Origin of the sequence: Pseudomonas sp. AKS31 (assembly GCF_023634765.1) — a bacterium.
Taxonomy (GTDB): Bacteria; Pseudomonadota; Gammaproteobacteria; order Pseudomonadales; family Pseudomonadaceae; genus Aquipseudomonas.
Genome location: NZ_JAMLFX010000004.1, coordinates 41,591 through 63,365, shown reverse-complemented (window position 1 = coordinate 63,365; position 21,775 = coordinate 41,591). Strand labels below are relative to the sequence as shown.

The 21,775-nt window shown below is 60.7% G+C and carries 18 protein-coding genes; 10 read left to right on the top strand and 8 right to left on the bottom strand.

What is annotated here, in order from left to right:
* Nucleotides 1-138: 138 nt before the first annotated feature.
* The 6 genes from M9827_RS14540 (at nucleotide 139) to M9827_RS14515 (ending at nucleotide 7,672) form a co-directional block, all read left to right on the top strand.
* Entirely contained in the window at nucleotides 139-2,262 is a 2,124-nt protein-coding gene (locus M9827_RS14540) for a TonB-dependent receptor plug domain-containing protein (RefSeq protein WP_250605941.1), read from the top strand.
* Between the two features lies 1 nt (nucleotide 2,263).
* Entirely contained in the window at nucleotides 2,264-3,196 is a 933-nt protein-coding gene (locus tag M9827_RS14535) for an ABC transporter substrate-binding protein (RefSeq protein ID WP_250605940.1), read from the top strand.
* Nucleotides 3,193-5,097, top strand: a complete 1,905-nt coding sequence (locus M9827_RS14530) for an ATP-binding protein (RefSeq protein WP_250605939.1) — start codon at nucleotides 3,193-3,195, stop codon at nucleotides 5,095-5,097. The genes M9827_RS14535 and M9827_RS14530 overlap by 4 nt, the downstream gene beginning before the upstream one ends.
* Before the next feature lie 247 nt (nucleotides 5,098-5,344).
* Nucleotides 5,345-5,860: a 3-hydroxyacyl-[acyl-carrier-protein] dehydratase FabA gene (fabA, locus tag M9827_RS14525; protein WP_003227150.1), complete on the top strand. Its 516-nt coding sequence runs from the start codon at nucleotides 5,345-5,347 to the stop codon at nucleotides 5,858-5,860.
* A gap of 11 nt (nucleotides 5,861-5,871) precedes the next feature.
* Entirely contained in the window at nucleotides 5,872-7,092 is a 1,221-nt protein-coding gene (gene fabB / locus M9827_RS14520; protein WP_007968959.1) for a beta-ketoacyl-ACP synthase I, read from the top strand.
* Between the two features lie 391 nt (nucleotides 7,093-7,483).
* Nucleotides 7,484-7,672 (top strand): hypothetical protein, encoded by a 189-nt coding sequence (locus M9827_RS14515; RefSeq protein WP_034155814.1) that lies wholly within the window; start codon nucleotides 7,484-7,486, stop codon nucleotides 7,670-7,672.
* Nucleotides 7,673-7,741: 69 nt separating this feature from the next.
* Here the strand turns inward: M9827_RS14515 and M9827_RS14510 are convergent, their stop codons facing one another.
* The 7 genes from M9827_RS14510 to M9827_RS14480 all read right to left on the bottom strand — a co-directional run bounded on the left by M9827_RS14510 (nucleotide 7,742) and on the right by M9827_RS14480 (nucleotide 16,230).
* Nucleotides 7,742-8,284 (bottom strand): DUF2058 domain-containing protein, encoded by a 543-nt coding sequence (locus tag M9827_RS14510; protein WP_038367495.1) that lies wholly within the window; start codon nucleotides 8,282-8,284, stop codon nucleotides 7,742-7,744.
* A gap of 25 nt (nucleotides 8,285-8,309) precedes the next feature.
* Entirely contained in the window at nucleotides 8,310-9,143 is an 834-nt protein-coding gene (mazG, locus tag M9827_RS14505) for a nucleoside triphosphate pyrophosphohydrolase (protein ID WP_250605938.1), read from the bottom strand.
* A 77-nt stretch (nucleotides 9,144-9,220) separates the two neighbouring features.
* Nucleotides 9,221-11,464 (bottom strand): GTP diphosphokinase, encoded by a 2,244-nt coding sequence (gene relA, locus M9827_RS14500; RefSeq protein WP_250605937.1) that lies wholly within the window; start codon nucleotides 11,462-11,464, stop codon nucleotides 9,221-9,223.
* Between the two features lie 101 nt (nucleotides 11,465-11,565).
* A complete protein-coding gene (rlmD, locus tag M9827_RS14495; protein ID WP_250605936.1) occupies nucleotides 11,566-12,942 on the bottom strand; it encodes a 23S rRNA (uracil(1939)-C(5))-methyltransferase RlmD in 1,377 nt (458 codons plus the stop codon).
* Complete coding sequence (gene cysM / locus M9827_RS14490; RefSeq protein ID WP_026000780.1) at nucleotides 12,942-13,844, bottom strand: cysteine synthase CysM; 903 nt, start codon at nucleotides 13,842-13,844, stop codon at nucleotides 12,942-12,944. Before cysM ends, rlmD begins: the two co-directional genes overlap by 1 nt.
* 252 nt (nucleotides 13,845-14,096) lie before the next feature.
* Nucleotides 14,097-15,521: a sensor histidine kinase gene (locus tag M9827_RS14485; protein ID WP_250605935.1), complete on the bottom strand. Its 1,425-nt coding sequence runs from the start codon at nucleotides 15,519-15,521 to the stop codon at nucleotides 14,097-14,099.
* Nucleotides 15,508-16,230 carry a response regulator transcription factor gene (locus M9827_RS14480; protein ID WP_250605934.1) on the bottom strand — a complete coding sequence of 241 codons (723 nt, stop codon included), beginning with the start codon at nucleotides 16,228-16,230 and terminating at the stop codon, nucleotides 15,508-15,510. Before M9827_RS14480 ends, M9827_RS14485 begins: the two co-directional genes overlap by 14 nt.
* Before the next feature lie 219 nt (nucleotides 16,231-16,449).
* Between M9827_RS14480 and M9827_RS14475 the strand changes: the two genes are divergently transcribed.
* Together M9827_RS14475 and M9827_RS14470 are read left to right on the top strand one after the other, a co-directional pair.
* Complete coding sequence (locus M9827_RS14475; RefSeq protein WP_250606152.1) at nucleotides 16,450-19,203, top strand: response regulator; 2,754 nt, start codon at nucleotides 16,450-16,452, stop codon at nucleotides 19,201-19,203.
* Between the two features lie 81 nt (nucleotides 19,204-19,284).
* Nucleotides 19,285-20,274 (top strand): 2-hydroxyacid dehydrogenase, encoded by a 990-nt coding sequence (locus tag M9827_RS14470; RefSeq protein WP_250605933.1) that lies wholly within the window; start codon nucleotides 19,285-19,287, stop codon nucleotides 20,272-20,274.
* Nucleotides 20,275-20,286: 12 nt separating this feature from the next.
* Here the strand turns inward: M9827_RS14470 and M9827_RS14465 are convergent, their stop codons facing one another.
* Entirely contained in the window at nucleotides 20,287-20,745 is a 459-nt protein-coding gene (locus tag M9827_RS14465) for a hypothetical protein (protein ID WP_250605932.1), read from the bottom strand.
* A gap of 133 nt (nucleotides 20,746-20,878) precedes the next feature.
* Between M9827_RS14465 and M9827_RS14460 the strand changes: the two genes are divergently transcribed.
* Nucleotides 20,879-21,313: a hypothetical protein gene (locus M9827_RS14460; RefSeq protein WP_093442198.1), complete on the top strand. Its 435-nt coding sequence runs from the start codon at nucleotides 20,879-20,881 to the stop codon at nucleotides 21,311-21,313.
* Complete coding sequence (locus tag M9827_RS14455; RefSeq protein WP_250605931.1) at nucleotides 21,313-21,717, top strand: META domain-containing protein; 405 nt, start codon at nucleotides 21,313-21,315, stop codon at nucleotides 21,715-21,717. The genes M9827_RS14460 and M9827_RS14455 overlap by 1 nt, the downstream gene beginning before the upstream one ends.
* Nucleotides 21,718-21,775 lie beyond the last annotated feature (58 nt).

Here is a 21,775-nt window from a genome sequence, read left to right as displayed (position 1 = left end):
GCGGCCAGCCCCTGCGTCAATTACCGACACTTGTAGGAAGAAGACCAATAATTCCTAGGAAAATGCCTGCAACGTGACTGGAAAAGTCGCTGCCCTCGGTTAACATGCGCGCCAATTCTTCGCTATCAAGGTTGTGTCGTGTCTTTTGGCTCTGCGTCCCCGCGTTCGTCCGTGTTACTGGCGCTGTTGTTCAGCCCGGTATTAATGGCCGACGACCTGTTCACGGACAACGAAGCACTGCCCCAGGTGCTGACCGCCACGCGCCTGAAGCAGACACCGGCGGAAGTGCCGGGAAGCATGACCGTAATTGACAACGAACTGATCACCGCCAGTGGTGCCCGCGACATCAGCGAACTGCTGCGCCTGGTGCCGGGGATGATGGTCGGCAACATCAGCGGCAATCAGGCGGCGGTCAATTACCACGGCACCAACGCCAGCGAAGCACGACGCATGCAAGTGCTGATCGACGGCCGCTCGGTGTACCGCGCCGGCCTGTCCACGGTGGACTGGAGCGATATTCCAGTGGCCATGGAAGACATCGAGCGCATCGAAGTCTTTCGCGGCCCGAACACCGTCAGTTACGGCGCCAACGCGTTGATGGCGGTGGTCAACATCATCACTCGAAACCCGGCGGACAGCCATGGCACGCGGCTGAAGTACACCCGAGGTCAGCGCGGCATCAATGATTTTTACGCCAGCCAGGGCACCGGCTGGAATGGCGGTGACTTGCGTCTGTCGTTGTCCGGGCAGGAAGACGACGGCTTCGACAGCGATCGCAGCGGCGCTGATTATCGCGACAGTCGGCGCTTGAACCGCTTCAGTCTCGCGGTCAGCCATACCCTCAGCGATAACCAGAGCCTCGACTGGCAGGTCAACGCGAAGGACGGAACAAACCAGCGGCCGTACACCTATCGTCCGGTCTTCTCCGGGATTACCGCCGCCGGGAACAATTCCGACGTGGTGGCCAAGGATTACGCTGGCTCGGTGCGCTGGAACCTCGACATCAATCCCGAACACAGCCTCTATATACAAGGCTCGGCGCAACACTGGGATCGTCAGCAAACCTGGCGCGCCTGTGATGCCGAGGTGTCGTTCAGCCCTGAGCTGACACAGCTGTGGCAACTCAACCCGAATTACACCGAACGCCTGGCGCGCAACATTACGCAGTTCACCGGCCCTGGCGCGGCGCCCGGCACGCCGCAGGAAATGGCCCTGGCCAATCAGGTGCTTGATCAGTGGCGCAATGGCGCCAGCCGAACCCTGTGCGGCGACATCGACCAGAGCGCGCGGGAATCGCGCTACGATCTCGAATTGCAGGACACCCTCAGCCTGTCCGACAGCCTGCGTCTGGTCAGCGGCATGAACTATCGTTACGACCGCGCCGACTCCGAGACCTACTTCAACGGCACGCTGGACGACACCACCTGGCGCGCGTTCGGCCAACTGGAATGGCGCGCCACGGAACACTGGCTGTTGCAGGGCGGAGCGATGTTTGAAGACACGCAACTGATCGGCAGCTCGCTGACCCCGCGCTTCGCCGTCAATTACCTGATCAACCCGCGCCACGGCCTGCGCGCGGTGTACTCCGAGGCCATCCGCTCGCCGGACATGTTCGAGAACAATGTGAACTGGAGCTATCAGGTCAGCAAATTGCGACCTACGGCTTACGGCCAGTCGTCGGCGCGCTACTTCGTCAAGACCCGTGGCCCGGGCGATCTCGATCAGGAGCACATGCGCTCGCGGGAACTGGGCTACAACGGCTATTTTGCCGAGCTGGGCCTGGCCTTGGATGTGAAGCTGTTCTACGACGAGATCACCGGGATGATCAGCGAGCCGCTGCGCAACAACCAATACATCGCGAGCAACGCCAACAGCTCACGGTTTCGCGGCACGGAAACCCAGCTCGACTGGCGCGTGAGCCTCGCCGATCGCCTGCGCTTCACCTACGCCTTTGTCGATGCCGAGGCGAGTAACCCACTGGATCAGCAATTCACCTCGCGCAACAGCGGTTCGGCCGGCTGGTTGCGCGATTGGGGCCACGGCTGGAACAGCGCCCTCTTCTATTACGGCGACAACGCACTCAACGGCTACCGCTTTGAGCGAGTCGACACGCGCATCGCCAAACGCATCCCGCTGGGCAAAGCCCAGTTGCAACTGGCCGGCGTGCTGCAACAGCGCCTCGACCATGAGCCGACTACCTTCGTCGATAACAATTACGACGAGCGTCGGGTGATGTATTTCAGCGCCGAGCTGGAGTTCTAGAGTGCGCTACGGGCCGTTACGGAAGCTGCCAACCCTTGGCCACTGGCTGGCCGGGGTTTGCCTGTTTCTGACCGCATGGCTGCATGGCGTGGCGGTGCAGGCGGCCGATATCCTGTTGACCGGCACTGAAGAAAGTCCCGGCGTGCAAGCCTTCGTCCAGGCATTGAGTGAGCTGCGCCCGACCGACAACGTGCGTTTCCAACCGCTGGCCAGTTTGCCGGCACCGGGAAAACTGCCCGCCAGTTTGCGCTTGATTCTGCTCGACCTGCCGAGCCTCGACTGGCGCCTGCAAGAACCCCAAGGACCGGCAACGCTGGTGCTGCGCATCAGTCGTCTGCAAGCGCGCCAGCGCCTGGGCAGCGCGCAACCGGCACACCTGAGTCTGCTGTGGAGTGATCCACCGTTGAGCCGCCAGTTGCAGTTGATCCGACGCATTCTGCCCCAGGCGCGGCGGATCGGCGTGCTCTTCGATCAACACAGCGAATTCCTCCTCAAGGAACTGAATCTCGCTGCCGAACCGCTGAACCTGCAGATCGTCAGCCAGACCTGGGACAACATCCACGACAGCCGCCCCCTGCAAACCGTGCTGAAGAACAGCGACGTGTTACTCGGCCTCGACGACCCTGACCTGTACAACCCGAAAACCGCGAAAAACCTGCTGCTCAGCAGCTACTCACGGCAAGTCGCGCTGGTCGGGCCAAACGTGGCGTTCGTCCGCGCCGGCAGCCTGGCCAGTACCTACAGCGATCAGGACGACTGGCTGGCCGTGCTCGATCATTTGCTCGACCAACCGCCGACCAGTTGGCCGCGAACGCTCTACCCCGCACGTTTTAAAGTCTCAAGTAATGCACAGGTCGCTCGTTCACTCGGTATCGAACCGCTGAATGATGCGTCTGTCGCCAGTGCTCTGGCTGAAGGAGAACGTCACCCATGAGTTTTCGTCGCCGTTGGGACATCAATACCCGCACCCAGTTGATCAGCCTGGGCCCGGCGTTGTTGCTGACCCTGTTGTTGATCAGCTTCTTCACCTTCGTGCGCATTCAGGATTTGCGTCAGGAGTTGAACCACACCGGCCAACTGATCGCCAACCAGTTGGCACCGGCCACCGAATACGGAGTGATTTCCGGCAATAACGAAGTACTGGAAAGCCTGCTCAAAGCCACACTGGCCACGCCTAACGTGCGTTTTCTTGAAGTACAGGACAGTGCCAACCGGATTCTGGTGTACGTCGAACAACCCGCCGCCGCTCACAGTCGCCCGCATCAGGTTGAAGTGTTTCAGGCCCCCGTGCGCTTGCAACGCATCGCCCTGCACAATGATTTCTTTCAGGACGGCAAGGTCAGCAACGGCGGGGCCAGCGAGGACTATCTGGGCCGAGTGATCGTCGGCTTGTCCAACGATGCCTTCAGCCAGCGCCAGCAGGAGATTCTGTTCAAGGCCGCAATTCTCGCGCTGTTCGCCCTGCTCTTCACCTTCGTATTGGCACGACGCCTGGCCGGTAGCCTGTCGCAGCCGATCCGCGATATCGGTGACGCGGTGAAGGCGATTCAGGAGGGCGATTACAAAACGCCACTGCCAATTGTCGATGACACTGAATTGGGCGCGCTGTCGCAGCACATCAACAACCTCGCCCAGGCGCTGGAACAGGCCAGCCGTGAGCAGCATCAAGCCATGGCGCAACTGATTCAGACCCGCGAAGAGGCGGAAAAGGCCAACAACGCCAAATCCGACTTTCTGGCGATGATGAGCCACGAACTGCGCACGCCCATGAACGGTGTGCTGGGCATGCTGCAACTGCTGGAAACCACCGAGATGACCGAGGAGCAGGTCGAATACGCCGCCCTCGCCTCGGAGTCCACCGAACACCTGTTGAAAGTCATCAACGACATTCTCGATTTCTCGCGCATCGAACGCTCGGAGCTGGAACTGGAGCACATTCCGTTCAACCTCGCCGAACTGATCGGCGCCTGCGCGCAGTCGTTCCAGCACAGTGCGGTGCAACGCGGTCTGGCGCTGAATCTGCGGATCCCGGACGACATGCGCGGTTTGCAGGTGCAGGGCGATCCGACGCGGATCCGGCAGATTCTGGTCAACCTGGTCGGCAATGCGCTGAAGTTCACCGAACAGGGCCGGATCAGCATCGAAGCGCAGTGGCAGTCGCTGGATCACGAACTGCTGTGGTTCACCTGCTCGGTGCGTGACAGCGGCATCGGCATTTCTTCCGAAAGTCTGGAATTGATGTTCAACGCTTTTCAGCAGGCCGACAGTTCGATCTCGCGACGTTACGGCGGCACCGGTCTCGGTTTGCCGATCGCCCGGACGCTGGCCGAACGCATGGGCGGCACCTTGCGTGCGCAGAGCGAGGAGGGTCGTGGTTCGGTCTTCACTCTGGAAATTCCGCTGGCACTCTATAAGCAGGCGCTGCCGCCACTGGCCGCGCCGCGTGCGCTGAATGGCATGGGCCAAGGCGAAGGGCGCAATGTCTTGCTGGTCGAAGACAATCCGGTGAACCAGACGGTTATCGAAGCGATGCTGCGCAGTCTGGGCTTTACTGTCAGTGTTGCCACTGATGGCGCACAGGCCGTGCGCAGTGCCGAGGGCAGCGACTTTGAAGTGATTCTGATGGATTGCCGCTTGCCGATCATCGATGGCTACGAGGCCACCCGGCAGATCCGCCGCCTGCCCGGACGCACTGACGTGCCGATCATCGCGCTGACCGCCAACGCCTTGCAGGGCGATCGTGAAACCTGCCTGTCGGCGGGCATGAACGATTATCTGGCAAAGCCGTTCAAACGTAATGATCTGCAGCAGATTCTGCAGCGCTGGGTGTCGTAGTGTGGGCCTTTTGACCATCTGCGACTGGCGTGAAAAGCGAAAGTGCGGCAGTCTTAGGCACCCGAACAAGCCTCAAAAGGGGCTTGAATAAAAATTTCAGTGCACAAGTGTACATTCATGTCCTTGGTGCTGTGACTTTCACCACAACGCAATAGTCTATGAGTAGGCTGCCGGTTCGAGGCATGAACGCTTCGATCGGTCGGGAAGATTTGCCCCACCTGCCGCATGGGATTATTGAGGAGCTCGCATGACCAAACAAAACGCCTTTACTCGGGAAGATCTGCTGCGCTGCAGTCGCGGTGAGCTGTTCGGCCCAGGTAACGCGCAACTGCCCGCCCCGAACATGCTGATGGTTGATCGCATCACCCTGATCAGCGAAGAAGGCGGCAAGTACGGCAAAGGTGAATTGGTCGCCGAGCTGGATATCAACCCTGACCTGTGGTTCTTCGCGTGCCACTTCGAAGGCGATCCGGTGATGCCGGGCTGCCTGGGTCTGGATGCCATGTGGCAACTCGTCGGTTTCTTCCTGGGCTGGCAAGGCCTGCCGGGCCGTGGCCGTGCACTGGGGTCGGGCGAAGTGAAGTTCTTCGGTCAGGTCCTGCCGACCGCCAAGAAAGTCACCTACAACATTCATATCAAACGCGTCCTCAAGGGCAAGCTGAACCTGGCCATCGCCGATGGTTCGGTGACTGTCGACGGTCGCGAAATCTACACCGCCGAAGGCCTTCGCGTCGGCGTATTCACCTCCACTGACAACTTCTAAGGGTTATTCGCATGCGCCGCGTCGTTATCACTGGTCTGGGCATTGTTTCGTGCCTGGGCAATGACAAAGAGACCGTCTCCGCTAACCTGCGTGCAAGCCGCCCTGGCATCCGGTTCAACCCGGAATATGCTGAAATGGGTCTGCGTAGCCAGGTTTCCGGCTCCATCGACCTCAACCTTGAAGAACTGATCGATCGCAAGATCTATCGTTTCGTCGGCCACGCAGCGGCTTACGCCTACCTGGCCATGAAAGACGCCATCACTGACTCCGGCCTGACCGAAGAGCAAGTGTCCAACCCGCGTACCGGCCTGATCGCTGGTTCCGGTGGTGCTTCCACGCTGAACCAGATGGAAGCGCTGGACATCCTGCGTGAGAAAGGCGTGAAGCGCGTTGGCCCATACCGCGTTACGCGGACCATGAGCAGCACCGTTTCCGCGTGCCTGGCCACGCCATTCAAGATCAAGGGCCTGAACTACTCCATCGCTTCTGCCTGCGCCACCAGTGCTCACTGCATCGGTACCGCCATGGAACAGATCCAGATGGGCAAGCAGGACATCGTCTTCGCCGGTGGCGGTGAAGAAGAGCACTGGAGCCAGTCGTTCCTGTTCGACGCGATGGGCGCTCTGTCCAGCAAGCGTAACGACACCCCGGAACAAGCTTCGCGTGCCTACGACGCTGACCGTGACGGTTTCGTCATTGCTGGCGGTGGCGGTATGGTCGTGGTTGAAGAGCTGGAACACGCTCTGGCCCGTGGCGCAAAAATCTACGCGGAAATCGTTGGCTACGGCGCGACCTCCGACGGCTACGACATGGTTGCCCCAAGTGGCGAAGGCGCGATCCGCTGCATGCAGATGGCGATGTCCACCGTTGATACGCCGATCGACTACCTGAATACCCACGGCACCTCGACTCCGGTCGGCGACGTTGCGGAAATGAAAGGTGTGCGTGAAGTGTTCGGCGACAAGGCACCTGCAATCAGCTCGACCAAGAGCCTGTCCGGTCACTCCCTGGGCGCCGCCGGCGTTCACGAAGCGATCTACTGCATGCTGATGATGGAAGGCAACTTCATTGCCGGCTCCGCCAACATCGACGAGCTGGACCCTGAAGTGGCCGATCTGCCGGTGCTGACCAAGACCCGCGAGAACGCCACCATCAACACCGTGATGAGCAACAGCTTCGGCTTCGGCGGCACCAACGCCACGCTGGTCCTGAAGCGCTGGGAAGGCAAGTAATTCCCCGTTGCTGAGCCACACATGAAAACGCCCCGACTGGTTCGGGGCGTTTTTTTTGCCTGCAGAAAGTAGCGGGAACCCCACCGCCCCCTGTGGGAGCTGGCTTGCCAGCGATGACGTCAGCACAGCAAACATCTATGTCGCCTGACACCCCGCTATCGCTGGCAAGCCAGCTCCCACAGGGTTCTCGGTGTGTTCTGAAAATGAAACTTCTGTCATGAAACTTACCGCCCTGCGACCGAATGTCGCGGATTACGCGGGCTGCAGCACTGTTGCAAAAAACGCAACAACACCTTGCGCAAATCAAGCGTTTACTTAGCAAGCTAACCAAACATATAAAAGAGTCCTGCACACGCCTTGCTGCAGATAACTTGAGATTTGGAGCTAGCAGATGACTGTAAAAGTAACTGAACGCGACGATTCACACATGTCCCACGAAGGCGTAGCCGCCGGTATCCGCATCTGGGATGTGCATCAACAAGACTTGCTGGTCGGCATGTTCCACAATGAGATCGATGCCCATAACTACAAGGCCGAACTCGAAGTGCAAGAGCAACAACGCGAAGCCCGCTCCTCCTGAGTCACCACAGCATTGAAAACGACAAACCCCGCCATGAGCGGGGTTTGTCGTTGTTACAGCTTTATCGATTTACCACATCAGGTCATCAGGGATCTGATACGCCGCGTACGGATCGTCCTCGCTGCTGACCTCTTCGGTCTGCACGTTGAGCTGGACGATACGCTGTGGATCGCGTTCCTGGATCTTCAGGGCCGCTTCACGGGGAATCACTTCGTAGCCGCCGGCATGGTGGACGATCGCCAGCGAACCGCTGCTGAGCTTGTTGCGCATCAGCGTGTTGACCGAGATGCGCTTGACCTTCTTGTCGTCGACGAAGTTGTAGTAGTCCTCGGTGGTCAGCTTGGGCAGACGCGAGACTTCGATCAGTTGCTTGACCTGCGCCGCACGCGCCTTGGCTTCGGCTTTCTCTTTCTGCTGACGGTTCAGCTCCTGGTCGCGCTTGACCTTCTCGGCCATGGCTTCCTGGGCGGCACGCTGCTGCGAGTCATCCAGCTCGATCTGGCCTTTGTGCGCCAGACGCTGCTGCTTCTGCTTGTCCTTGCTGACCTGTTTTGCCTGCTTTTGGTTGACCAGGCCTGCTTTGAGCAACTGGTCGCGAAGGGAAATACTCATGGTGCTTACTCACTTGGGCAGTGGCTCAGCCGCAGCCGGGCAAATTCTTTTCCTGACGTTTGGCTTCACCCCACAGGGCGTCCAACTCTTCGAGGGTGCAATCTTCTATGGGACGGTGGGTGTCGCGCAATGCCTGTTCGATAAATCGGAAACGTCTTTCGAACTTGCCGTTGGCGCCACGCAGTGCCGTTTCCGGGTCGACCTTCAGATGCCGAGCCAGATTGACCACGGAAAACAGCAAGTCGCCGATCTCGTCAGCCACGGCCACCGGATCGTTTTCGGCCATGGCTTCGAGGACTTCATCGAGTTCCTCGCGCACCTTGTCGAGCACCGGCAAGGCATCCGGCCAGTCGAAACCGACCTGGCCTGCGCGCTTCTGCAACTTGGCCGAACGCGATAGTGCCGGCAACGTCGCTGGCACATCATCAAGCAATGACAGCTGCTCCGGCGCGGCAGACTTCTCCGCGCGCTCCTCGGCTTTGATCTCTTCCCAGCGCTGCTTGACCTGTTCTTCACTCAAGCGCGGCACATCCAGCGGCGCGTAGAGATCGCCGGTGGGAAACACGTGTGGATGACGACGAATCAGCTTGCGGGTGATGCTATCGATTACTCCGGCAAATTCGAAGCGCCCTTCTTCCTTGGCCAACTGGCTGTAATACACCACCTGGAACAGCAGATCGCCCAACTCGCCCTGCAAATGATCGAAGTCGCCACGCTCGATGGCGTCGGCCACTTCGTAAGCTTCTTCGAGGGTGTGCGGAACGATGGTTGCGTAGGTTTGCTTGATGTCCCACGGGCAACCGAACTGCGGATCGCGCAGACGGTTCATGAGGTGGAGCAGGTCTTCAAGGCTGTACATACAAAATCTCACTCAACCCTTTCTGCGATCTTGATCGTTCCCACGCGGAGCGTGGGAACGATCAATCGAAGTCATCTTCAAGGGGTGCGGTTACGCCGCGTTTCGATGATGTTCGGCAACTGCGAAATCCGTCCCAGCAAGCGACCCAGCGCATCCAGGCCCGGGATCTCGATGGTCAGCGACATCAGCGCGGTGTTGTCTTCCTTGTTCGAACGGGTGTTGACCGCCAGCACGTTGATGCGCTCGTTGAGCAGTACTTGCGAAACGTCACGCAGCAGCCCGGAACGGTCGTAGGCGCGGATGACGATGTCCACCGGATAGGTGAGCACCGGCACCGGACCCCAGCTGACCTGGATGATCCGCTCCGGCTCGCGTCCGCCCAGTTGCAGCACCGAGGCGCAGTCCTGACGGTGAATGCTCACGCCACGCCCCTGGGTGATGTAACCGACGATCGCATCGCCAGGCAGCGGCTGGCAGCAGCCGGCCATCTGCGTCATCAGGTTGCCCACGCCCTGGATCTGAATATCGCCGCGCTTGCCCGGTTTGTAACCGGTGGCTTTGCGCGGGATCAGTTCCAGTTGCTCGTTGCCGCGTTCCGGTTCGACCAATTGCTGCGCGAGGTTGACCAGTTGCGCCAGGCGCAAGTCGCCGGCGCCGAGGGCGGCGAACATGTCCTCGGCGGTTTTCATATTGGCCTTGTCGGCCAGCTTGTCGAAGTCCACCGCGGGCAGGCCGAGGCGCGTCAGTTCGCGCTCGATCAGGGTTTTACCGGCCGCCACGTTCTGGTCACGCGCCTGCAGCTTGAACCAGTGAACGATCTTCGCCCGCGCCCGCGAGGTGGTGACGTAACCGAGGTTGGAGTTCAGCCAGTCGCGGCTCGGCGTGCCGTGCTTGCTGGTGATGATCTCGACCTGCTCACCGGTCTGCAGGCTGTAGTTGAGCGGCACAATGCGCCCGTTGATCTTCGCGCCACGGCAGTTGTGGCCGATCTCGGTGTGCACGCGATAGGCGAAGTCCAGCGGCGTCGCGCCTTTCGGCAAGTCGATGGCGTGACCGTCAGGAGTGAAGATGTAGACCCGATCCGGCTCGATATCGACACGCAGCTGTTCGGCCAGACCACCGATATCGCCCAGCTCTTCGTGCCACTCAAGAACCTGACGCAGCCAGGAAATTTTCTCTTCGTAGTGGTTCGAACCGGATTTGACGTCGGTACCCTTGTAGCGCCAGTGCGCGCAGACGCCGAGCTCGGCTTCTTCGTGCATCGAGTGCGTACGGATCTGCACCTCAAGCACTTTACCTTCAGGGCCGATCACCGCCGTGTGCAGCGAGCGGTAGCCGTTCTCTTTCGGGTTGGCAATGTAGTCGTCGAATTCTTTCGGGATGTGCCGCCACAAGGTGTGGACGATGCCCAACGCGGTGTAGCAGTCGCGCATTTCCGGCACCAGCACACGCACGGCGCGCACGTCGTAGATCTGGCTGAATTCCAGACCCTTGCGCTGCATTTTGCGCCAGATGGAATAGATGTGTTTGGCCCGGCCGCTGATATCGGCATCGATGCCGGTGGCCTGCAATTCATCCTTGAGCTGGGTCATCACATCGGCGATGAAACGCTCACGGTCCAGCCGTCGCTCGTGGAGCAACTTGGCGATCTGTTTGTATTGATCCGGCTCGAGATAACGGAAGGACAAGTCCTCCAGTTCCCATTTGATATGACCGATGCCGAGGCGGTGCGCGAGCGGCGCGTAAATGTCGAAGACTTCGCGGGCGACACGGTTACGCTTTTCGTCGTCGGCGGTTTTCACCGCACGAATGGCGCAAGTACGTTCGGCCAGTTTGATCAGCGCAACGCGAACGTCATCGACCATCGCCACAAGCATCTTGCGCAGGTTTTCCACCTGCCCTTGCGTGCCCATGACCATCGACTGACGCGGGCTGAGACTGGCGCTGATGGCCGCCATGCGCTGCACGCCGTCGATCAGTTTGGCCACCACCGGGCCGAAGCGCTGGCCGACGGCCGCGAGTTCGATCTGGCCTTCGCGCACGCCGCGATACAGGACCGCTGCGACAAGCGAATCCTGATCGAGCTTGAGGTCGGCGAGAATCTCGGCGATTTCCAGGCCCGTGCTGAAACTGCCGGAGCCTTCGGCCCACAGATTCTTCTTGGCATTGGATTGTTGTTCGGCCTCGCGAGCGAACTCGCAGGCTTCTTTCAAGGCTTCGCGATCCAGTGCCAGATCGACACTGACCGCGTGATCGAGCCAAGCCTCGAGATTGATACTGCCGTCAGTGTTGATCGGCTGGTGTGCTCTCACCTGTACCATCTTGCTTTACCTTCCCTACGACGCAGATTCAATGCGTCAAATCGCTGATCCTTATTGTCCGTTTGCGCTCGCGGGGCTAAAGCGAGCGCTGCGCGGACAGATCAGACGGATTCAGACGAGCCATCCTGGCTCGCTTCAAATAACGCCATGGCCTCGACATGCGCCGTCTGAGGAAACATATCGAGAATCCCGGCACGTTTTAACCGGTAGCCCTGCTTGATCAATTCGACCGTATCGCGCGCCAGAGTTGCCGGGTTGCACGACACATACACCAACCGTTTGGCGCCCAGGGTCGCCAGCTTGCGCACCACCTCGAAAGCACCGTCACGCGGTGGGTCCAAGAGTACCGCAGAAAAGCCGTTTCCGATCCACTGGGCATCGGTCAAAGGCTGGGATAAATCAGCTTGAAAAAACTTTGTGTTATGCAAATTGTTACTGGCGGCGTTGGCTTCGGCGCGATCGACCATGGTCTGCACGCCTTCGACCGCTACCACTTCCCGCACGCTTTTGGCCAGCGGCAAGGCAAAGTTGCCGAGGCCGCAGAACAGATCCAGCACGCGCTCGTCGCTGCCCGGTTTCAACCAGTCCAGCGCTTGCGCAACCATGGCTTCGTTGACGCCGGCGTTGACCTGAATGAAATCACCCGGGCGGTACGCCAGATCGAGATCCCACTGCTCCAAGCGATAGCCCAGCGACTGGGTCGCATCGACCGGTTGCGGCTCGCTTTCGCCATGCAGCCACAATTGCGCTTGATGGAATTGGCAGAAGTCCTTGAGGATCGTCAGATCCGCTTCGGACAACGGCGCCATGTGCCGCAGCAGCACTGCCAGTGACGAGCCGCTGAACAACTCGACATGGCCCAACGCTTGCGGTTTGCTCAAACGACGAAGCATCTCCGGCAAGCGGGTCATGATCGGTTGCAAGGGCTGTACCAGCACCGGGCATTCGTTGATCGCGACGATGTCCTGACTGCCGGCGGCACGGAAACCCACTTCGAGCTTCTTCGCCTTCATGTCCCAGCGCACCGCAATCCGGGCGCGACGGCGATAACCGAATTCGGGACCGGTCAGCGGCGCGGCCCACTCTTGCGGTTCGACACCGGCAACGCGCGACAATTGCTCGGCGAGCATGCGCTGTTTCAGGGCAAGCTGTTCGCTGTGGGGCAAATGCTGGACGCTGCAACCGCCGCAACGGCCGGCGTGCTGACACGGTGCCGGGCGACGCAACTCGCTGGCCTTGAACACGCGCTCGGTGCGCGCCTCGACCACTTTGCCGTGGGCGCCGAGCACCCGTGCTTCGACCTCTTCACCGGCAAGGGCGCCGAGGACGAACCAGGTTTTGCCTTCGAAAAACGCGATACCGCGACCGTCATTGGCCAGGCGCTCGATGCTCAAGCGCTGCTTTTTGCCGGTCGGGATTTGCGGCGCCTTGCTTCCGCCCGTGGGCTGGAAGCGCAGGCCTCTCTCATGCTTGGCCATCAGTTGGGCGCGTCGAAAATGCCGGTCGACAAGTAACGGTCGCCACGGTCGCAGATGATCGCGACGATCACCGCGTTTTCAACTTCTTTGGACAGGCGCAGCATCGCTGCCACTGCACCGCCCGAGGACACGCCGCAGAAGATGCCTTCTTCGCGGGCCAGACGCCGGGTGACGTCTTCGGCCTCGCTTTGCGCCATGTCGACGATACGGTCGACGCGGTCAGCCTGATAGATCTTCGGCAGGTATTCCTGCGGCCAGCGGCGGATGCCGGGAATGGCCGAGCCTTCCATCGGTTGCAGACCAACGATCTGCACGCTGTCGCTCTGCTCTTTCAAGTAGCGCGACACGCCCATGATGGTGCCGGTGGTGCCCATCGAACTGACGAAATGGGTGATGGTGCCCTGGGTCTGACGCCAGATTTCCGGGCCGGTGGTGGTGTAGTGCGCCTCGGGGTTGTCACCGTTGGCGAACTGATCAAGCACCTTGCCACGACCTTCGGCTTCCATCCGCTGCGCAAGATCGCGGGCGCCTTCCATGCCTTCTTCCTGGCTGACCAGAATCAGCTCGGCACCGTAGGCGGTCATCGCCGCTTTACGCTCGGCGCTGGAGTTGTCCGGCATGATCAGGATCATCTTGTAACCCTTGATCGCGGCGGCCATCGCCAAGGCGATCCCGGTGTTGCCCGAGGTCGCTTCGATCAATGTATCGCCAGCGTGGATCTGCCCGCGCAACTCGGCGCGGGTGATCATCGACAACGCCGGACGGTCCTTGACCGAACCCGCCGGGTTATTCCCTTCGAGCTTGAGCAATAGGGTGTTGCTGGTGGCACCGGGCAGGCGCTGCAAACGCACCAGCGGCGTGTTGCCGACGCAATCGGCGATGGTTGGGTACTGCAAGGTCATGGCGTATTCGCAATCCAGACGTGCGGGGGCGCCTATCATACCGGCAAACCTGCGAAGGCCATATCACGCAAAGTGCGGTGCTTATGGTTTATGGGAATAAGCAGCAATAGTCTCACCACTGGTGAGACTTTTACGCTGGGTCATCTTTGTTTGCGGCGATGCGAGTGGCCTCATCGCTGGCAAGCCAGCTCCCACAGTGACCCGTGTTGCTCTATTAATAGTGTCAGCAGTGCTGACACTGTCTTGTATTACTCAAACAATCTGCGGGTGAAACACACTCCCTGTGGGAGCTGGCTTGCCAGCGATAGCGTCAGTCGGCGCAACACCGTCATCCGCCAGCAACCGCAAATTCAACCGCAACCCCGCTCCGCTGTTCTCCGCCCAAATACTCCCGCACTGACGCTGCACGGCATTGCGCGCGATGCTCAGCCCCAAGCCGAATCCACCGTCGCCGGGCCGCGAGCCGTCGAGTCGGGTGAACGGCGAAAAGATCCGCTCCAGATCCCCTTCCGCTACACCGCCGCCCTGATCTTCCAGCCACAAATGCCAGTAATCGCCATCGCGCCGGCCATCGAGACGCACAATCCCGCCCGGCGGTGAATGCCGAATGGCGTTGCGCAAAATATTCTCCAGCGCCTGCGCCAACGTATTCAGGTTGCCACGCACCCAGCACGACGCCTCGACCGAACACTGCAATTGCAGACTCGGCCAGCCGCTTTCATAACAGGCGTTATCGGTGAGCATTTCCCACAGGGCTTGAATCTGGATCGCCTCGTCGGGCAATGGCGAGCGGTCAGTATCGAGCCAAGCCAGTTGCAGGGTGTCTTCGACCAGTCTTTGCATACCGTCGACTTCGCGACCGATACGTTCGCGTAGCTGCACCAAATCCTGCTCGCTTTCGCTGGCGACGCGCAGCCGGCTCAGCGGTGTGCGCAATTCATGGGACAGATCGCGGAGCAATTGCTGCTGCAGAGCTACGGTCGATTGCAGGCGCTCAGACATCGAGTCGAATGCCCGCGCCAGTTCGCCGAGTTCATCCGGGCGCTGAGTAATGCCGCTCGACAGGCGCACATTCAATTGGTCGGCGCGCCAGGCGTTGGCCTGTTCGCGCAGGTTGTTCAGGGGCACGACCAGCAAGCGGTACAAACCGACACACAGCAATAACGTGAACAGACCGGGAATCACGCCGTTGGTGATAACGCGCCAGAACAGCCGGTACTTGCCCGGAACAAATCGTTCGGGCAATTCGATCACCAGGCTGCCGGCAGACGGTTCTTTGGGAAAAGGAATGCGCAACCACGGCCGCCCCTGTTTGTGAATCGGCCAGTCGAGGCCGCGCAGGAACGTCAGGCGCTGCAACGCCTGATCAGTGAGCGGATCATTACTCAACGACTGTAAATTGCCACCGATCACCCCGACCCAACTGGCTTCACGCAGCTCCATGCTCTGCAACCAGTCATCGACCCCGCTGCGGCCGCCGTGCTGCCACGCCTGTTCCGCTTGCGCGGCGTAACGCGTCAGGGTGCCGCGCGCTTCATCGGAGAGGAACTGGTTGCGCTCCTCCATATAACGTCCCCACGACCAGCTCAGCCAGATCATCAGCAGACAAAATGCGACCAGCAGAAACGCCAGTTTCCAGAACAGCGAATGCCGCCCCGGCAGTTCAGAGCGTTTCATCAGCGGCGCTCAACACGTAACCCTTGCCCCAGACGGTGCGCACTTCACGCTCGGTGTAATCGATGGCTTTCAGTTTGCGGCGGATCTGGCTGATGTGCATGTCGAGACTGCGGTCGTGGGCCGCGTAGCCGCGCTGCAGAACGTGCTGATAAAGGAAGGCTTTGCTCAGCACTTCCTCATCGTGGCGATTGAGGGTTTCCAGCAAACGGAACTCACTGCGGGTCAGCCCGGCGGCTTGCTCGCGGAACAACACATCGCACTGTTCTTCATCGAATCGCAGCGTACCGGCCGCCACTGCCGCCGCCAGCGATGCCGGGCGCCGATCCAGCGCGACCCGGCGCAGAATCGCTTCGATGCGCACGTGCAACTCGGCCATGCTGAACGGCTTGGGCAAATAGTCATCGGCACCGAGACGGAAACCGCTGATGCGATCTGCCTCGGCGCCGAGGGCCGACATCAGCAGCACTGGCGTCGTGTGGCTCTGGCGCAATTGCGTCAACACCTGCAAACCGTCCAGTCCCGGCAAGAGGATGTCCATCAGCACCACGTCGAACGGCTGGCGCGTGGCGATGTTCAGGCCTTCCTGACCGTTCTGGCACCAGGTCACCTGAAAGCCGCTGCGGCCCAGATGTTCGTGAACATAGGCGCCGAGCACCGGATCGTCTTCGATGGAGAGAATGCGTGGCTGGCCAGCGGAAACAGGAGTCATGAGTATCTGCAAGTAATTCTCAGTTGAGACTGATTATTCAAGATTGCCGGGCATCGGGCAACTCAAGGTTGAGCGAGCTGACCAACGCGCGGCGGCGCCCTGCCCCGACGCGAGCGCATTTTTCCGGAGATTGCCCGCGAGCAAATCGCTACACTGCGCCAATGTCGCGTGCCGGATGCACGCATGAGTCAACAGATCAGCGGGATGCAGGAGATAGGCGTGCTCAAGAAACTGGGAATCAAAGGTCGCGTGTTGTTGCTGACCTTGTTGCCGACCAGCCTGATGGCGCTGGTGCTGGGTGGTTATTTCACCTGGACGCAGCAGGTCGACTTGCAGACCCAATTGATGCAGCGCGGCGAAATGATTGCCGAGCAACTGGCGCCTCTCGTGGCGCCCGCCATGGGCCACGGCAACAGCGAGCTGCTGGAGCGCATTGCCACACAATCCCTTGAGCAGCCGGATGTGCGCGCGGTAACGTTCCTCGCCCCGGACCGCTCGCCGCTGGCCCACGCCGGACCGACCATGCTCAATCAGGCACCGAGCGGCGACAGCGCGCAATTGCAACGGCGCAGTGGCAATGACGCGACGCGTTACCTGATGCCGGTGTTCGGCAAACACCGCAACCTCGCCGGCGAACTGATCCCGGACGAGTCCGACCGACTGCTCGGCTGGGTCGAACTGGAGCTGTCGCACAACGGCATGTTGCTGCGCGGTTATCGCAGCCTGTTTGCCAGCCTGCTGCTGATTGCCGCCGGTCTGGCGGGCGCCGCCCTGCTGGCGTTGCGCATGGGCCGCACCATCAACCGCCCGCTGAGCCAGATCAAACAAGCCGTCGCGCAACTCAAGGACGGCCATCTGGAAACGCGTTTGCCACCGCTCGGCAGTCAGGAGCTGGATGAACTGGCCTCCGGCATCAACCGCATGGCCGGCACCCTGCAAAACGCCCGCGAAGAGTTGCAGCACAGTGTCGATCAGGCCACCGAAGACGTGCGCCAGAACCTGGAAACCATCGAGATCCAGAACATCGAACTGGATCTGGCGCGCAAAGAAGCACTGGAGGCGAGCCGGATCAAATCCGAATTCCTCGCCAACATGAGCCACGAAATCCGCACGCCGCTCAACGGTATTCTCGGCTTCACGCACCTGTTGCAGAAGAGCGAACTGACCCCGCGCCAGCTCGATTATCTGGGCACCATCGAAAAGTCCGCCGACAGCCTCTTGGGGATCATCAACGAGATCCTCGACTTCTCGAAAATCGAGGCCGGCAAACTGGTGCTCGACCATATTCCGTTCAACCTGCGCGACCTGTTGCAGGACACCCTGACCATCCTCGCCCCTGCCGCACATGCCAAGCAATTGGAGCTGGTCAGCCTGGTCTATCGCGACACGCCGCTGTCGCTGGTCGGTGACCCGCTGCGTCTGAAGCAGATCCTCACCAACCTGGTCAGCAATGCGATCAAGTTCACCCGCGAAGGCACCATCGTTGCCCGGGCGATGCTTGAAGATGAACAGGAAGACAGCGTGCAGTTGCGCATCAGCATTCAGGACACCGGCATCGGCCTGTCGAACCAGGACGTGCGCGCGTTGTTCCAGGCCTTCAGTCAGGCCGACAACTCGCTGTCGCGGCAACCGGGTGGCACCGGTCTGGGGCTGGTGATTTCCAAACGCCTGATCGAACAGATGGGCGGCGAAATCGGCGTCGACAGCACACCGGGCGAAGGCTCGGAATTCTGGATCAGCCTGAGCCTGCCGAAAACCCGCGATGACGCCGAAGACTTGCCAGCCGCGCCGTTGCTCGGGCGCCGCGTGGCGGTGCTGGAAAGTCACGAACTGGCGCGTCAGGCCTTGCAACACCAACTGGAAGATTGCGGCCTCGACGTCACGCCGTTCAATACGCTGGAAACCTTGACCAATGGCGTCACCGGCGCGCACCAGACCGATCAGGCGATTGATCTGGCGGTCATCGGCATCACCAGCAACGACATGCTGCCCGAGCGGTTGAATCAGCACATCTGGGACCTCGAACACCTCGGCTGCAAAGTGCTGGTGCTGTGCCCGACCACCGAACAGACGCTGTTCCATCTGTCGGTGCCGAACCCGCACAGTCAACTGCAAGCAAAACCGGCCTGCACGCGCAAATTGCGTCGCGCTCTGGCCGATCTGGTCAACCCGCGTCAGCCGCGCAATGAGCCGGGCGAACCGCTGTCGAGCCGTGCACCGAAAGTGCTGTGCGTCGACGACAACCCGGCCAACCTGCTGCTGGTGCAAACCCTGCTCGAAGACATGGGCGCCAAGGTGCTTGCGGTGGAAAGCGGCTACGCGGCGGTCAAAGCCGTGCAGAGCGAGTCTTTCGATCTGGTGCTGATGGACGTGCAGATGCCCGGCATGGACGGCCGCCAGAGCACCGAAACCATTCGCCATTGGGAAAGCGAGCGGCATTGCACGCCGCTGCCGATCGTCGCCCTCACCGCCCATGCCATGGCCAACGAAAAACGCGCCTTGCTGCAAAGCGGCATGGACGACTACCTGACCAAACCGATCAGCGAGCGGCAACTGGCGCAGGTGGTGTTGAAGTGGACCGGCCTGGCCTTGCGCAATCAAGGGCCGGAGCGGATCGGCGACACGGCGCTGGGCAACCATGAACTGCCGGTACTCGATCACGAGGAAGGTTTACGCCTGGCCGCTGGCAAGGCTGATCTGGCGGCAGACATGCTGGCCATGTTGCTCGCCTCACTGGAAGCCGACCGCGAAGCCATCCGCGCGGCGTGCGAAAACCGCGACCAGAACGCATTGATCGAGCGCGTCCATCGTCTGCACGGCGCCACCCGTTACTGCGGCGTTCCGCAATTGCGCGCGGCCTGCCAGCGCAGCGAAACCCTGCTCAAGCAGGACGACCCCAAGGCCGTGGCAGCGCTGGAAGAACTGGAGCGCGCGATCAACCGGCTCGCGGCGCAAGCGAAGATCAGCGCCTGATCTACGGCAATGCCGGCCAGCGCCGGCAGCGCTAAAGTAGGTTCGGTGATTCAATCCGTGTCGATGTTCCAGGAGGATTTCATGCGCACGCTCGTTTTCAGTAGCCAGACCTACGACCGCGACAGCTTCCTCGCCGCCGCTTGCCCGGCGGGTATCGAGCTGCATTTTCAAGCGGCCCGGCTCAGCCTTGATACGGCAGCGCTGGCCGACCAACATGAAGTGGTCTGTGCGTTCATCAATGATGACCTCAGCGCTGCGGTGCTGGAGCGGCTGGCGAAGGGCGGCACGCGCCTGATTGCCCTGCGCTCGGCGGGTTACAACCATGTCGATCTGGCCGCAGCGAAACGTCTCGGACTGGCCGTGGTGCGCGTGCCGGCCTACTCGCCCCATGCGGTGGCCGAACACGCCGTGGCGCTGATCCTGGCTCTCAACCGTCGCCTGCACCGTGCCTATAACCGCACCCGTGAAGGCGATTTCAGCCTGCATGGCCTGACCGGTTTCGATCTGGTCGGCAAAACCGTGGGGATTGTCGGCACCGGACAGATCGGCGCCACGTTCGCGAAAATCATGCACGGCTTCGGCTGTGAGCTGCTGGCTTACGACCCCTTCCCCAACCCCGATGTTCTGGCGTTGGGTGCGCGCTATCTGAGCCTGCCGGAACTACTCGCGCAGTCGCGGATCATCAGCCTGCATTGCCCTCTCAACGAGCAGAGCAAACACTTGATCAACCGCGATTCACTGGCGCACATGCAGGCCGGCGCCATGCTCATCAATACCGGACGTGGTGGCCTGGTTGACACACCGGCACTGATCGATGCATTGAAGGACGGCCAGCTCGGTTATCTGGGGCTGGATGTCTATGAAGAAGAGGCACAACTGTTTTTCGAGGATCGCTCCGACCTGCCCTTGCAGGACGATGTGTTGGCGCGATTGCTGACCTTTCCCAACGTGATCATCACCGCGCATCAGGCCTTTCTGACCCGCGAAGCGCTGGGTGCGATTGCCGCAACCACTCTGCACAACATCGCGACCTGGGCGGCGGGAACGCCACAGAACCAGGTCGAGGGCTGAGATTTATTCCGTTTATTTCGGTGAAAGCGAAGACGCCAGAATCAGCAGCGCCAGCCAGCCGAAGCCAAAAAAGCGCTGTTTCATCGAGTGGCCGTAGCGCAGCAGGAACCAGACGAAAACCATCGGCAGCAGGAAGATCATGATCTTCAGCCAGCCTTCCACTGGACGACTGCCGTCGGCATTGGCCTGCTCAGTGGCCGGTTGCTCGGTTGGCTGCTGGCGCCGACGCCGCGCGGCGGCCGGCATGACTTTCGGTAACGGTTGCGGTTCAGGCGCCGGAGCACTGACTTCGGGCACAGCCTTGTTACGCGGCAGACTGCCAAAAGAAATCGTCGACGGCTGAGCCGGTGCCGCGACTGTCTGCGCCTGGGCGTGAGCGGTTTGCTCCGCCATCGGAGCTCCACAATGAATGCAGGCCGAGGCTTCGGAGCTGATGCTCTTTTTGCATTCATAACATTCGATCAGCGCCATGTTCCGTTCCTTCAGATTCGAGGCCGGCAGTTTGCCATGAGTGTCGCGGCATTTGAACCGGATCGAAGGTCGCACGCGCGCATCATTCTGCAATCAAGCCCGTGCTAGCATGTCGCGCATATTTGGAGGACCCATGGTCGAACACGATTTCCGCTACACCCTGATGAACCCGCAACACACCCTCACCGAATGCCGCGCCCTCGTTCCGGGCCGCTATCAGGTCACCGGCAATGGTGGCTCGATTCGCATCGGTGACGCGCTGTTGGTCACCCTCAAAGGCAGCAAGGACTTGTCCATGCGACTGACCGTTGAAACCGTCCGCCATCTGATCAACCCGCCGGGCCAATGGACCGCGATGACCACGGGTCCGGTGTTCGGTGAACTGGCGATTCACACCTGGCAGGTCAACTGCGACAGCTGCGCCAAAGAGCTGAGCTTCGAATTCGCCGTGGACGCCAAACTCGGCAAGGCCGCCGAGAAACCGGCGGCCACCGCGCGCATCGCCGAGCTGGGCTGGAAAGCCGTTGGCGACAAGCACCTGTGCCCGAAATGCCAGGAGCCTGCGTGATGAAACGCTTTGCCCTGACCGCCATGGTCGGTGTGGGTCTGGTGGGTTGCGCGGCAGAGCCGGTGCAACTGCAACAGAACCGCAGCTACATTCTGGAGTGGATCGGCGAGCGCCCGCTGATGGATTACAGCCATCTGACCGTGACCCTCGGTGATGATGGCCGCGCCTACGGCAATGGCGGTTGCAACCACTGGTTTGCGCCGTACACGCTGGAAGGTGACAAGCTGACCTTCGGCAAGATCGGCAAGACTCGCAAACTCTGCGCACCGGCGCTGATGGAGCAGGAACAACGTTTCCTGCAGGCGCTGGAACACGTCGAGCGCTGGGACATCTCGCCGATCGAGCAGATGCGTTTCTGGCCGGCGCAAGGCAAGCCTTTGCGTTGGTGGCTGGAAGAGGGTTAAAAAGCCCTCACTAACCCTCTCCCAGGGGGAGAGGGGACTGATTGGGGGATATTCCAGA